This is a genomic window from Paenibacillus sp. FSL R5-192 (assembly GCF_000517845.1).
Lineage (GTDB): Bacteria > Bacillota > Bacilli > Paenibacillales > Paenibacillaceae > Paenibacillus > Paenibacillus amylolyticus.
Map to the genome: position 1 here is coordinate 1,254,223 of NZ_ASPR01000014.1, position 14,666 is coordinate 1,268,888.

A 14,666-nucleotide genomic window follows, 5' to 3' on the forward strand; every position below is an offset into this window, starting at 1 on the left:
CATATATTCTGGAGGTGATTGGGATGAGCAAGGAACCTATGGATGAGAATAAAAAGATTGAGCAAAGAAACACCTTTCTTCGGGACAATAACGGGAAAGAGATGTCTTCCAACGAAGGGGTTAAAATATCAGATGACAGCAACTCGCTAAAAGCGGGGGATCGCGGACCCACGCTGCTTGAAGATTTTCTGATGCGTGAGAAATTGTCTCACTTTGACCGGGAACGCATTCCGGAGAGAGTTGTGCATGCTCGCGGATATGGAGCTTACGGTGAATTTGAGTTATATGAATCACTTGAAGAGTTAACGATGGCTCATTTTCTTCAGAATCCAGGAGTGAAAACACCGCTGTTTGTGCGTTTTTCCGAAGTTGCTGGTTCCAAAGGGGTTAACGAGACGAATCGGGATGTACGTGGGTTCGCCGTGAAGTTTTATACTGAGGAAGGCAATTTTGACTTGGTTGGCAACAATATACCTGTTTTTTTCATTCAGGACGGAGTTAAGTTCCCGGATTTGATTCATGCGGTAAAGCCGGAACCTAACAATGAAATTCCACAGGGCTCTACTGCACACGACACCTTCTGGGATTTCATTGCGAATAACCAGGAGTCGGCTGCTATGGTCATGTGGATTATGTCGGATCGCACGATACCACGGAGTTTTCGAATGATGCAGGGATTTGGAGTACATACCTTCCGACTGGTGAACAATGAAGGCAAATCCAGATTCGTGAAATTCCATTGGAGGCCCGTACTTGGCATGCATTCTTTTGTGTGGGATGAAGCTCAAAAGCTAGGAGGTGCTGATCCGGACTTTCATCGCAGGGATCTTTGGGAGAACATCAATGCGGGCAATTTTGCCGAGTTTGAACTCGGAATACAAGTTTTGGAGGAAGCGGATGAATTCAAGTTTGATTTTGATATTTTGGATGCAACGAAATTATGGCCTGAAGAAGACATTCCGGTACAAATCATTGGCAAAATGACGATTAACCAAAATGTCGAGAATGTATTTGCAGAAACGGAACAGTCGGCTTTCCATCCAGGCAACATTGTACGTGGCATTGACTTCAGCAATGATCCACTGCTTCAAGGCCGACTGTTCTCGTATACGGATACTCAATTGGCGAGGGTTGGCACAAATTATCAGGAACTGCCGATCAATCGTCCGATATGCCCTGTACATAACAACCAGAGAGATGGAGCCTCTCGCTATACCATTGATCAGGGGAGAGTCGCCTATCATGACAATTCGCTTGCCAATAACTCACCTTATACTGTGCCGGGAACAAAAGGGGGATTTGTGACATATCCTTCCCCAGTGCAAGGTCTTAAAGAACGGAAAACGGCACCCAGCTTCCTGGATCATTTCTCGCAAGCACGTCTATTCTGGAATAGCATGACAGGCTTGGAGAGAAGCCATATTATTCAAGCACTCACGTTTGAACTTGGGAAGGTAAAGGATGTTTCCATTCGTCAGCAGGTTGTCAATATGTTAGGTCATATCAGCACGGAGCTGGCGACTATTCTGGCCGTGGAACTCGGAGTCAATGTACCTAACGTCCCTGAATCTCCAGTGACGAAGTCGTCACCTGCGCTCAGCATGGAAAATACGGTGTTTTCTCCCAAGACATTGCGTGTCGGAGTGATTGTTGGGGAAGGGTTCGATGGCCCGAGCACACAATACATTTTGGAAGAGTTTAAGGGAGCGGGACTTCAACCGGTCATTGTACATGAAAGACAGGGTGTGGTACGTGGAACAGGGAATGTGGAGCTCAAGGTGGACGACAGCTTTTTGACCGGCTCACCCTTGGTATATGATGGTCTGTTCATTGTTGGAGGACAGCAGGAAAACGATTATGTTCAGAAATACACCCGATCCTATGCGATCGAAACGTACAATCATTTCAAACCGATCGGTGCTACACCGACGGGTGCAGCGGTGATCCAGCCGGTCGGCATTATAGGCAAACCTGGCGTCATTGTGGAACAGCAGCCTGCGGCGTTTGCAGAGCAATTCATTCAAGCGATGACCCAGCAGCGCTTTTGGGATCGGACATAGCCACGTGGGATAAACTGGACATGGGAAGTTCATGCGTCTAAACTAGATAGACCAGACACACTAAGAAGGGATGCGCCGATCCAAACCATGTTGCAGAAATTCGGGTTTACACAATATGAAAGTCAGGTATACGAGGCTATATTTGCCCAGGATGAACCGCTTGATGCCACATCGATTGTAAATTACTCCAACGTTCCCAAAGCCAAAATCTATGAAGTGCTCAATCGCCTGATCGACAAGGGAACGGTGCTGACAACGATGGATGGGAAGAAAAAACTATATATGGCTGTGGATCTTCAGTCCATTATTCATAAGATTAAAGCTGATTTTGAGAAAGATATTGAGGAATTGAAGAGTTACAAAATCAAACGTACATTCACCGATGAACATATCTGGACGTTAAAAGATGAGTCTTCCATCGCATCGAATATCGAACAGCTTATCGAGGAAGCAGATTCATCGATTCTTTTTCTGGCCTGGAATGAGCGAATGGAGAAATATCGTGAACTGCTGGAGCAGAAGGAAAAGCAGGGCGTGTACGTTGAAGTGCTTGCCGTTGGGGGAATGGAGACATCCTTAAACCGGATATACTCGTTGATTCCATTGCTTGATGCGCCAGAACCTTCACAGCTGCTTATTGTGGATCATGCGTATTTGCTGTTTGCCGGTGTGGAGCACGATTCATGGCGAGCGATCAAGACGATGTCCAAACCGATTGTCAAAGCGATGACTGATTATTTCTACCATGATGTTGCCCTTACTCAGATTACCAAAAAATACGGTGACCAACTGTTACAGGATGCTGAAATCGAGAAACTGCTCACCAGATTAATCTATTAAAACTATTCTCTTGGAGGATAGTTTTTTTGTTATATCTCTGTTTGAAAACAATCATGAAAATAACTATTGAAACTTTCATTCTTATGGGTTACTATCGTAGTTGTAACTTTTATAGGAGGATTCAAAAATGAATAAGAAAGTATATGTGCTTGCTATCGCAGCATTTGTGGTCGGAACCGTTGAACTGATCTTGGGCGGGATTCTGGACCTGATTGCTACGGATCTTCATCTTTCCCTAGCCAAAGCGGGGTATTTAATCTCTATTTTCTCACTTGTCTATGCGTTGTCTGCGCCGATTTTATTAAATTTGACGGCCAGATTCGAGCGTAAAAAGGTATATATGTGTACGCTGTTTGTTTTTCTGATCAGTAATCTGATCTCTGCATTTAGTTCCAGCTTTTATATGCTGATGGCGGGCAGAGCACTCGGAGCCGCCACGGGTTCACTTATTTTTGTGCTCTCCCTGACCCTTGCAGCACGTATTGTGGAACCACAATATAAAGGACGCGCCGTGGGGATTATTACCATGGGAGGCAGTGCATCACTTATCCTAGGTGTACCTCTTGGAATCTTTGTAGGTAACTTGGCAGGCTGGCGTGAGGTGTTTATGTTGATCGCTATTCTCACAGCAGTGGTTATGGTGGCCATCTGGATTGCGATGGATCGTGTACAGCCTATTCCTGCTGTATCCCTGAAGAAACAGCTTACGGCACTGTGGAATCCAAAAATGTTGGCAATCCATGCTACAACTTTGCTTGTGCTTGCGGGTCATTTGACTTTATATGCGTATTTCACGCCATTCTTGCAAGAAACGCTGGGTGCCAGTGCGACGATGGTCACCTTTATCTATATGATGTTTGGGATCGCCGCTGTTGCAGGGGGAGGAATCGGGGGCATGTTATCCGATCGTCTGCATCCTGCTAAAGCCATTATCATTGTGCTGATTCCCTTTATCGTGAGTATGGCTGTCATTCCGTTCAGTGTGGGATTGCCTTTGATCGCCTTCTTGTTATTGTTAAGCATCTGGAGTGCACTGAGTTGGACCGTTACGCCTGTGCAGAATAGTCTGATTATCAAAACTTCGCCGGAAACAGCCGAAACGCTAATCAGCACCAACTCAGGTATTGCACATGCAGGTATTGCACTGGGTACCTATATCGGCGGCATGGTGATCGATCATTCATCGATTCTGAACACCGGATGGGTTGGTTCTGTTCTGATTCTGCTTGGTTTGGTGACTGCCATCTATGCCATTAGCGTTAAGGAAAAAACCGTTCAGGCGGTTGCTTAGAATAAAGAAATTAGACAAAAAGCTTGAACCTCTGCATTCCCATAGTCTAATGGGTGTAGAGGTTTTTTTGCTGTTTCGCTAGAGTACGCGTCAGTAGAATAAACCATTTTCATATCGAGCAGACTTGCTTTATTCATACTAATCTATATAATTAAAAGAGTTTTTAAAAGTATTATTTAATGTTGAATTACATGATGTGTAATGAGGGAGCGGTGATCATGACTACGAAGACGGAAAAACAAAAAATGCTGGATGGCGAGCTGTACATGGCTTCGGATCTTCAATTGTCTGAGGACAGAGAGTATGCAAGGAAAATGACGCGGACGTTCAATCAAACGACGGAAACGGATGGTGAGCTTCGCACCAAGTTATTGAAGGAACTGCTGGGATCTACAGGTGAACACCTGGGCATGGAACCTAATATTCATGTGGATTATGGATATAACATTCATGTAGGCAATCATTTTTATAGCAATTTTAACTGTACGATATTAGATGTGTGTGAAGTTCGTATTGGAGACCATTGCTTAATGGGACCAGATGTACATATCTATACGGCTACTCATCCACTCCATCCGCATGAGCGCAATACGGGTGCAGAATATGGCAAGCCAGTCACGATTGGCAATAATGTATGGATTGGTGGTAGAGCCGTTATTAATCCGGGGGTTACCATTGGAGACAACGTGGTCATTGCTTCCGGGTCTGTGGTTACAAAGGATGTTCCGGATAATATGATTGTGGGCGGTAATCCTGCTAGAATTATTAGAGAGATTGAGCTTTAATTTATTTTAGATAGAAGATGGGAAGTGCTTACGAAATGATGACTGAAAAAGAAAAATCTCAATTAGGGCTCTTGTATAACGCCAATTATGATCAAGAGTTAATTGAAGAGCGTTTACATGCCAAAGGACTTTGTTACGATTATAACCAGCTCCATCCAGCCAAGATCAATGAAAGAGAAGCGTTGATCAAGAAACTGCTGGGGAAAACGACGGATCGTTTCCTGATTGAACAGCCATTTGTATGTGATTACGGCTATAATATTGAAATTGGTGAGAACTTCTACAGCAATCATAATATTGTCATGCTGGATGGAGGAAAAATCAGTTTTGGAGATAACGTTTTTGTTGCGCCCAATTGTGGATTTTATACTGCAGGCCACCCTTATGATGTTGAGCAGCGCAATGAAGGTCTGGAGATCGTTGGACCCATCACGGTGGGCAATAATGTATGGATCGGTGGCGGTGTGACAGTTCTTGCAGGTGTGACGATCGGAGATAATACGATCATCGGCGCAGGGAGCGTAGTGACCAAGAGTATACCGTCTGGTGCGATCGCTGCGGGTAATCCTTGCAGGGTCCTTCGCAAGATAACGGAAGAAGACAAAACAAAGTACAGCAGGGATGTAGTGAGGAACATCTAGTGAAGAATAAATAGTGAACAACGTGATAGTCGCTAATGGAGAATGCCCGATGTGTATCATCGGGTGTTTCTTTTTGAAAATAAAAATAAAATCCCCCAGACAGAAAACATGCCAAGGTATCGTATAACCGACACTTTTTTATGTGATATGTCTGGGGGATAGAAGAATGTATCTGTTACATTTGCTTAAAGAACCTTAACGTTGCAAACTTTTCCCGTTACTGCTGATCACTTCTTTGTACCAATGGAAGGATTTCTTGCGATAACGTTCGAGTGTTCCTGATCCATCGTCATGACGATCCACATAGATATAGCCATAACGTTTTTTCAACTGGGCAGAAGACGCACTTACAACATCAATGCAACCCCATGATGTATAACCCATAATTTCAACGCCATCTTCAATAGCTTCACCAACCTGAACCAGATGATCATTCAGATACTGGATGCGGTAGTCATCTTCAACTGTTTTCTCGCCGTCCGCACCCGTGATCAATTCATCAACAGCACCAAGACCATTTTCTACAATAAACAGTGGTTTTTGATAACGGTCATAGAACATGTTAAGCACATAACGCAATCCTTGCGGGTCAATCTGCCATCCCCATTCACTTGCTGGCAGATAAGGGTTAGGTACACCCCCAAGCAGGTTACCTTCACCTGCGATTTGTTTCTCCGGGTCTGCTGTCTGACAGATACTCATGTAATAACTGAAAGAGATAAAGTCTACTGTATTCAGTAACATTTCTTCGTCGCCAGCTTCCATCTGAATCTCGATTCCATTTTCACGGAAGTAACGTTTCATATAACCAGGGTAGCGACCTCTTACGTGTACATCGCCGAAGAAATAGTTGCTATGTTCGAATTCCATGACTTTAATCATATCGTCTGGATTTGGTGTCAGCGGGTAGGTCGGCATACTGAGCATCATACAACCAATCTGTGCCGTAGGAATGATCTCATGACAGAGCTTCACAGCGGAAGCACTGGCTACAAACTCATGATGGATCGCTTGATACAGATCTTGCTTGCTAAGCTTCTCCTTAGGCGTGTAGATACCACCGCTCATGAAGGGTGCTTCAAGAATCGAATTGATTTCGTTAAAGGTAAGCCAGTATTTCACTTTATTCTTATAACGTTTAAATACGGCAGTTACATAACGCTCATAGAATCCAACCATTTTTCGGTTAACCCAGCCGTCGTATTCTTTGGACAAGTGAAGAGGTGTCTCATAGTGGGATAGCGTAACCAGTGGTTCGATCCCGTATTTGTGACACTCGTCAAACAGATCGTCGTAGAATTGCAGACCTTCTTCATTTGGTTCCAGCTCGTCCCCTTTTGGGAAAATACGGGACCAGGCGATGGAAGTACGGAATACCTTGAAGCCCATCTCGGCAAACAGTTTCACATCTTCCTTGTAGCGATGATACAGATCTATACCGATCAGTTTCATGTTATCTTCGGTTGGTTCTTCCGTGATTGGACCCATGATGCCTTTGGGAGCTACATCCTGAGTAGATAATCCTTTGCCGCCTTGATTGTATGCACCTTCAGCCTGGTTGGCTGCAATTGCGCCACCCCACAGGAAATTTTCCGGGAATTGATAGGTTTGATTACTCATGTGTATCGCTCCATTCATTAAATTGATATTAAGATGATTCATGTATGACATAAAAAAAGCTTAAACGTTGTAACGGGTTACACGTCAAGTTTTACTTTTGACCCCAATCTAAGGCATACTATTGTTCTAAATAAGTTCAACTAAAATTTACACGAAAACGGAGAGGACAGAAATAACCAGAAGAAGCGAAGCGGTCGCCTGAAAGCTTTCTGAAAGAAAGCTACATCGGAAGCATACGCTATCCCCGGATTTTCCCGTTTAGATATGGGAATCAAAAAATCTGGGGATAACAGCGATCGGAAGGTTGTTCTGTCATCGAAGTGCCAGTGTAAATAATCTTAGTTGAACTTATATAGTTCGTTAGCAAGAAGGGAGTCTCCGATGTCCAAGTTTGATGAAATTATGAAGCGATCAGGTTACTCAAAAGCGACAGTGTCACGCGTGATTAATCATTCTCCGCATGTTAGTGATGAAGCAAGACAGATCATAACGGATATTATGAAACAGTTGAATTATATTCCCAACCGGAATGCGGTATCGTTATCTACAGGGCAAACAAAGCAGATTGGAATTGTGACCTCTACCACAGGTGAGATCATTCTTACATTCATGAATCAATTTATTGATACAGCCATGGATTTTGGGTTTCAGACGATTATCTATACATCCCGTGGAGATCCGGAGATTGAATTGCAGGCGTTCGAAGATCTGCGCAGTAAACGAGTCGATGGGCTAGTTATTATTGCTTGTGTTAATGATCCTCGGAAATTAAAGGCTTATATGGAGTATGGGCCCATTGTCTCCTGGCAGCGAATGGGGAATGACGAGATTCCGTCTGTTGCTATGGATCAGGCAGAGGGGTATAAGTTAGCTCTGGAGCATCTGGTTTCGAGAGGATACACCCGAATTGCAAATGTATTTGGAAGGGCTGAAAGTTTGAATACCCAGAGCCGCCGTGAAGCCTATGAATCTTTCATGAAGAGCAGAGGGTTGCATGTGTGGACTGAAGCATATCAATATTCCGTATTTAGCTCCTCCGATGGCGAAGAAGCGATGCGAAGAATGGCTGAGGGGCCAGAACTTCCACAGGCCGTATTATGTTCCAATGATTATGCAGCCATCGGCATTCTTAGTGAAGCACGCAGACGGAAAATTCAGGTACCGGAACAACTCGCCATTGTGGGGTTTGATGATATCGAGCTTTCCCGTGTTCTTGGAATCACGACCATACACAATCCGATTGCGGAGCAAGCTACCCAGGCTTTCCATCAATTGTGGGCCGTATTGGGTAAAATGGAGTTGCAGACCGAACAGCTGACATACCAGCTGATTGAGCGTGAGACGACTTGAATCCATAAGACTGATGTTGGAATCTGATTTTATGGATTCAATAATTATTCAAATTTGAAGCATCTTCAAATCGGAGTCATACGTTATACTGAATATGAGCTTCAGAACGACATATCTGTACGGAGATGTGGCGTGAGATTTTTGTATCATGTTACAAGTTACATATTTCACAAACGATTAGCAGGAAAGGTGAGAATGGACTTTATGAAAACAGTGACAGGCCGATTCAGAATTGCGGGCATATGGGAGGGCGTATCCTTACTTTTATTGATTTTTATTGCTATGCCTCTGAAATATTTTGCAGATATCTCTTCCGCTGTAGCCGTAATGGGCATGATTCATGGTATTTTATTTCCTTTGTATCTTATTGCACTAGTGCATTTGGCTCTGGTCAAAAAGTGGAAGATAACACGTTGGCTGATGGGTGGACTCGCCGGTCTACTGCCGTTTGGTACTTTTGTATTCGAATCTTATCTTCGAAAGAGAGATTGGAAATAAAAATCAATAAGAATAAATGAAAGCAGGCGACTAATTCAGATGTTATCCGAATTGTCGCCTGTTACTTTCTGTACAAGTTCTACTTTACTGTACCTTGCTGACGATCGGACAATAAGCTGACTCCAATATCGCCTGAGGCATTCGACACAGGTGTATACGCCGAGAAGGAAGTAACAACAACCAGGGCAGTGAACAGAAATAAGAATGATTTTTTCATACCATAACCTCTTTCATATGGGGATATATTCCATTTGATTCTAACGCATATAGGCTATACTTGAAAAGAAAAAGTTTAAATGAGCAAGCTATTGAATGATTGAAAGGGTTGAGCTTCTATGAAAGATATTCATGAGTTAACATCCATAGAAATGGTTGAAGAAGTTATTCAACAACATGAATTGGTTTTTTTGTATGTATCTCGTCCAGAGTGCAGTGTATGTCACGCTTTACTCCCCAAGATCAGGGCGTTGCTTGAACCTTATCCATCAATATACCTCGGTCACATTAATGCTAACGACGTGGAAGAAGTTGCTTCCAAGTTTCTTATTTTTACCGTTCCAACAATGATCATGCTTGTGGAGCAGAAGGAATATATTCGAGCGGATCGTTTTGTTCGCTTGGAACGTCTGGAAGAGCAGTTGCAACAGATTCACTCCATGTATATCCAGGATGAGGAATAGAAAGCTAAAGCTTCATGAACGGCGGCTCATACATGAGCCGTTTTTTTTCGCCCTCAGTGGCATATAGCTATGAATAAAGTACATGATGTTTGAACTCGCAAATTAAAGTGTTGCCATGAAAACGGTTTTATGATAATTTAAACATTATAAAAACGTTTTTATAGTAAAGGAACAAAACTTATGGCAAAGATAACGATTAAAGATGTAGCAAGGGAAGCGGGCGTATCCATATCTACGGTCTCCAACGCCTTAAATGGTGTGGATGTCTTGAACCCGGAGACAAAATCACATGTTCTTAAGGTGGCAGAGCGTTTAAATTATGTGCCCAATCTGAATGGCAAGCTGTTGAAGTCCGGTCAAACCAAAATGCTTGGTTTTTTCACTACAAGTGTATCGGGTCCGTATTTCTATAAGCTGGTTGAGTCAATGTCTCGCGAATGTGATCGTCTTGGGTATGGTTTGAATGTATTTGTGACCAAGGATAAACACGTTATTATGAGTAATATTCTGGGTCGGCGGGTGGATGGTGTCATTATCTACGAAGAGCTTCGGATTGATGAGCAAGATATTATCGCAATGGAGAAAGACAAGATCAAGGCGGTTTTTCTGGATCGGGTCTATCAGAGCGATACGATGGGAAGTGTCATTTTTGACTCGTACGTGGCGGCTTATGAAGCTACCAAGTATTTAATTGGGCTGGGGCACAAGAAAATTGCTTATATTTCGGGTGTGGATACGATGTTTGACAGTGTGCAGCGTAGAGACGGCTATTTGGCTGCCTTGCATGAATACCAGCTTCCAATCGATGAAGATTACATTATACAAGGGTATTTTGAGGAGGAGAGCACGTATAGTGCGATAAAATCTTTTCTTCATTTGCACCCCGGCAAGCGACCTGATGCATTTCTTGCAGGGAATGACTTGAGTGCAATTGGCTGTATGCATGCGTTGAAGTCTGAGGGCTTTGAAGTGCCTCAAGATGTTAGTGTCGTGGGTTTTGACGATATTGATATCGCACAGTATTTTTCTCCACCACTCACAACGGTAAGAAATCAAATTGCAAGACAGGGTATCCTGGCAATCAATCAACTGGTGGGTATGATTAAGGAGAAAGAACAAGGGGCTGCGCAAAAATTGGCGGGTGAGCTGGTGGTTAGAGGTTCAAGCCATGTGAAGATCGACCGGAAAGACTACCGTACATAAGTTGACTCAGCTTCTTCTCCGGTCTTTTTTTACATAAATAAAAACAAAGGGGTTTTTTATGTCGAAAAATAAAAACGTTTTTATATAAATGTATGTATGATGGAGGGGAGTAAAAAAACGTGGATAAATTAGCCGTAGAGACATCAACCGGTAAAAATGCGATCAGTCCCAATGGGAAGAAACCCATCGGACAACGGATTAAAGAATTCATAGTCGATTATCGGAGACAATGGGAGATTCAATCGATGATTATCCCAGGCATTATCTTTATGATTATTTTCTGTTATATCCCGATTTACGGTTTGACAATTGCCTTCAAAAATTACACGGTCATTGATACGCTGGCTACCGCTCCTTGGGTAGGGCTGGATAATTTCAGAATCATTTTGTCAGACAAATATTTCTGGGATGCGGTCGTGAATACGCTGGGGATCAGTTTTTTGAAATTAGGTATTGGGTTTGTCATTCCGATCATTCTCGCAATCATGATCTACGAGTTAAACAGCGGACGATTCAAGAAGTTTGTGCAAACGGTTTCATATTTACCTCACTTTTTGTCTTGGATCGTACTTGGGGGAATGCTGATCACCTGGTTTTCGACAACGGGCTTATTTAATCAGTTGTTACTTAGCCTGGGAGTGATCTCGCAACCGCAGAACATCTTGCTGGATGCAGGCAAGTATTGGTGGATTGCTACGTTATCGGATATTTGGAAAGAAGCAGGTTGGGGAACGATTCTGTATCTGGCGATCATGGCAAAGATTGACCCAACGTATTATGAAGCTGCCAAAATTGATGGTGCAAGCCGTCTTAGACAGATCTGGAATATCACATTGCCCAATATGAAATCAATCATAAGCCTAAATCTGATTTTAACTGTAAGCGGTTTATTAGGGTCAAATCTGGATCAGACCCTGGTTCTCATGAACTCCCAGAACCGCGATAAAGCGGAAGTCATCAATTCGTACGTCTACCGTATGGGGATGTCTCAGGGTGACTTTTCATATGCAACGGCCGTTGGCTTGGGTGTCTCCATCATCTCTGTCATTCTGCTCGTCACGGCAAACAAAATCACAAGCAAATTAAACGATAATCAATCTGTGTTGTAGAAGGAGGCATCCCGCGTGAATGGAAAGGTGGCAAAAGAAGATCTTGATAGTCGGATCTTTGATACCTTAAATATGATTTTGTTAATCATCTGTACGATCGTTATTCTGGTTCCGCTCTGGAATGTCATCATCTCTTCCTTTAGTTCAGGCAAAGCGTTGGCGGAAGGTGGGTTCATCTTCTGGTCACCGGAATTCTCGCTGGAGAATTACAGAGCGGTATTCAATGATCAGGGCATCTGGCAGGCCTTCTTCATATCGGTGTCCAAAACAACGATTGGCGTTGTTACACATGTGTTCTTTTGTGCCATGGTTGGTTACGGTCTGAGCAAAAAGTACATAAGAGGCCGTAAATTATACGTTGCCATGGGTGTTATTACAATGTTCTTCTCCGGTGGCATGATCCCGACGTATCTGTTAATCAAATCACTTGGCCTGCTTAACAGCTTCTGGGTGTACATTATCCCGGCGTTATTCAGCTTCTATGATGTCGTGATTCTGATGAATTTCTTCCGGAATGTCCCGGATTCTCTGGAAGAATCGGCCAAGATTGACGGCGCAGGCGATTGGCATATTTTCCTGAAAATCTTCATTCCACTCTCCATGCCTGCCATGGCTACGATTGCGCTATTTAATGGGGTGGGGCAATGGAACGACTTTATGACAACCAAGTTATATATTACCGATCAGTCACTGTATCCACTTCAGATGATGTTGTACGAGATTATCGTACAGTCACAGACACAATCCATGCAAAATGTCGGGGGTTCAGCTGTTATTGAAACAACGACCAAAGGCGTGCAGTTGGCCACCATTGTCATTACAACACTCCCTATCGTGCTGATCTATCCCATCGTTCAGAGATACTTTATCTCGGGAATGATGCTCGGAGCAGTCAAGGAATAGGAGCAACAAATACCCCATTTTGAGGAGGAACAAAAATATGTTGAAGTTGAATAAGGCATCAGGCAAAAAAGGGATTAAATTGCTCGCAACACTGCTCACAGCCGTACTTATGATTACAGGTTGCAGTGGTGGATCGGGTGGCTCTAGTGAAGGGAACTGGGTATCCATTGAAGATCGTTATACGGTCGACCCGGAAAAGCCAGCTTGGCAGTTGGATAAAAAGGAAGAGGCTACCGACCTGACATGGTACGTCAATGCGGACTGGTGGAACACTGATTTTGGCAAGGACATTGTTACCAAGAAAATCAAAGAGGATCTGAACATCAATATTAAATTCATCACAGGTGATGATACCAAGTTAAACACCTTTTTCGCAGGTGGAGATATGCCTGACTTGCTGACCGTATTTGACTCGAATTCTCCTGTGGTACAAAAAGCTGCAACTTGGGCGATGCCGCTGAACGATCTGGCGGAAAAATATGATCCTTACTTCAATAAAGTTGCGGCTGCCGATACATTGAACTGGTTCCAATTGGCGGATGGTAAAACCTATGGTTACCCGAACTATTCCAATACACAAGAGGATTATGATAGCGGTAACATTCCTGCCAAAACGGCATTTATCATTCGTAAAGATGTGTACGAAGCTTTGGGTAGTCCGGTCATTGGAACGCCAGAAGAATTCCAGAATGTGATGAAACGAATTAAGCAAGAGTTCCCTGCGCTGATTCCATTCGGCTTTAATGCCGTAGGAGAAGGAACGGGTTCACTAGGGGATACGTTACAAGATTTCATCGGTGTTCCGTTGGAGACCGAATCAGGAGAATTCTATGATCGCAATCTGGATGAAGATTACCTCACGTGGTTGAAAACATTGAACACCGTGTATAGAGACGGCAATATCAGTGATGACAGTTTTGCCGATGATGGAACCGCTTTTGAAGAAAAAGTGAAGTCCGGTAAATATGCGACGATGCTGCTTGACGGTACACCTCAACAAGGAGGAAACTTGCAAATCTACATGAGTGCGAATCCAGGCAAAGAATATGTTGCTATCGATGGACCGCAGAGCACCAAAGGTAATGCACCAACATTGAATCAATCCGGAATAACCGGGTGGATGATCAATTTCATTTCCAAGGACTGTAAAGATCCGGCCAAGGCCATTCAGATATTCACATACTTGCTGAGTGAAGAAGGACAGACACTTATGAATTACGGGATCGAGGGGGAAACCTACCAAACCAAAGCCGACGGTAGTGTAGAATTGCTGCCAGCAGTGAAAGACCTGCAACTCAATAACGCGGATCAATTCAAAAAGGATTATCGGATGGGTGAATTTATGTTCTTCGGTCATGACCGCCACAAAGCACTCAGTGCAGATGCTTTTCCGGAAGCGATTAAACAGATGCAAGAGTGGGGCAAAGGCAAGCTGAAACCACACTTCATTCTGGAGAATATTAGCCCGGATCAAGGTACACCTGAAGCTCGTGCGTTGTCAGCAATCAATACGAAGTGGAATACAACGCTGGTCAGTATGGTACGGTCCAAGGATGATGCCTCGTATAACAATGCACTGGCTTCTTACAAGTCATTTTTAGGTGAGAACCGTTGGGAAGAGATTGTGAAGGTACGCAGTGAAAAGATGAAACTGAACAAAGAGAAACTAGGCGTTCAATAATAGAA

General features: G+C 43.5%; 14 protein-coding genes. 12 read left to right on the forward strand and 2 right to left on the reverse strand.

What is annotated here, in order from left to right:
• Positions 1–23 precede the first annotated feature (23 nt).
• From C161_RS13850 to C161_RS13870, 5 genes are all read left to right on the forward strand, one after another.
• Positions 24–2,060 (forward strand): catalase, encoded by a 2,037-nt coding sequence (locus C161_RS13850; protein ID WP_425435238.1) that lies wholly within the window; start codon positions 24–26, stop codon positions 2,058–2,060.
• Positions 2,061–2,147: 87 nt separating this feature from the next.
• Positions 2,148–2,900, forward strand: coding sequence for a TrmB family transcriptional regulator (locus C161_RS13855; RefSeq protein WP_036670754.1), 753 nt, complete (start codon positions 2,148–2,150; stop codon positions 2,898–2,900).
• A gap of 127 nt (positions 2,901–3,027) precedes the next feature.
• Positions 3,028–4,191, forward strand: coding sequence for an MFS transporter (locus C161_RS13860; protein ID WP_036670755.1), 1,164 nt, complete (start codon positions 3,028–3,030; stop codon positions 4,189–4,191).
• 218 nt (positions 4,192–4,409) lie between these two features.
• Positions 4,410–4,976: a sugar O-acetyltransferase gene (locus C161_RS13865; protein ID WP_036670756.1), complete on the forward strand. Its 567-nt coding sequence runs from the start codon at positions 4,410–4,412 to the stop codon at positions 4,974–4,976.
• A 38-nt stretch (positions 4,977–5,014) separates the two neighbouring features.
• The gene (locus C161_RS13870) at positions 5,015–5,617 is read left to right on the forward strand and encodes a sugar O-acetyltransferase (protein WP_143781417.1); all 603 of its coding nucleotides are present in this window, start codon (positions 5,015–5,017) and stop codon (positions 5,615–5,617) included.
• Between the two features lie 195 nt (positions 5,618–5,812).
• On the opposite strand, the gene C161_RS13875 is transcribed toward C161_RS13870, so the two are convergent.
• Positions 5,813–7,237: a glycoside hydrolase family 1 protein gene (locus C161_RS13875; protein ID WP_036670759.1), complete on the reverse strand. Its 1,425-nt coding sequence runs from the start codon at positions 7,235–7,237 to the stop codon at positions 5,813–5,815.
• 381 nt (positions 7,238–7,618) lie between these two features.
• Between C161_RS13875 and C161_RS13880 the strand changes: the two genes are divergently transcribed.
• The gene (locus C161_RS13880; RefSeq protein ID WP_036670760.1) at positions 7,619–8,587 is read left to right on the forward strand and encodes a LacI family DNA-binding transcriptional regulator; all 969 of its coding nucleotides are present in this window, start codon (positions 7,619–7,621) and stop codon (positions 8,585–8,587) included.
• 195 nt (positions 8,588–8,782) lie between these two features.
• On the forward strand, positions 8,783–9,085 hold the full coding sequence (locus C161_RS13885) for a DUF3817 domain-containing protein (protein WP_306068467.1): 303 nt from the start codon (positions 8,783–8,785) through the stop codon (positions 9,083–9,085).
• A 79-nt stretch (positions 9,086–9,164) separates the two neighbouring features.
• On the opposite strand, the gene C161_RS32355 is transcribed toward C161_RS13885, so the two are convergent.
• Positions 9,165–9,302: a hypothetical protein gene (locus C161_RS32355; protein ID WP_017688678.1), complete on the reverse strand. Its 138-nt coding sequence runs from the start codon at positions 9,300–9,302 to the stop codon at positions 9,165–9,167.
• Positions 9,303–9,420: 118 nt separating this feature from the next.
• On the opposite strand from C161_RS32355, the gene C161_RS13890 reads away from it, so the two are divergent.
• The 5 genes from C161_RS13890 (at position 9,421) to C161_RS13910 (ending at position 14,661) form a co-directional block, all read left to right on the forward strand.
• The gene (locus C161_RS13890) at positions 9,421–9,765 is read left to right on the forward strand and encodes a thioredoxin family protein (RefSeq protein WP_036670761.1); all 345 of its coding nucleotides are present in this window, start codon (positions 9,421–9,423) and stop codon (positions 9,763–9,765) included.
• Positions 9,766–9,945: 180 nt separating this feature from the next.
• Positions 9,946–10,968 carry a LacI family DNA-binding transcriptional regulator gene (locus tag C161_RS13895; protein WP_017688676.1) on the forward strand — a complete coding sequence of 341 codons (1,023 nt, stop codon included), beginning with the start codon at positions 9,946–9,948 and terminating at the stop codon, positions 10,966–10,968.
• 119 nt (positions 10,969–11,087) lie between these two features.
• Positions 11,088–12,077, forward strand: coding sequence for an ABC transporter permease (locus tag C161_RS13900; protein WP_200868492.1), 990 nt, complete (start codon positions 11,088–11,090; stop codon positions 12,075–12,077).
• 15 nt (positions 12,078–12,092) lie between these two features.
• Complete coding sequence (locus C161_RS13905) at positions 12,093–12,980, forward strand: carbohydrate ABC transporter permease (protein WP_017688674.1); 888 nt, start codon at positions 12,093–12,095, stop codon at positions 12,978–12,980.
• 37 nt (positions 12,981–13,017) lie between these two features.
• Positions 13,018–14,661, forward strand: coding sequence for a sugar ABC transporter substrate-binding protein (locus C161_RS13910; protein WP_036670763.1), 1,644 nt, complete (start codon positions 13,018–13,020; stop codon positions 14,659–14,661).
• The last annotated feature ends 5 nt before the right edge of the window (positions 14,662–14,666 follow it).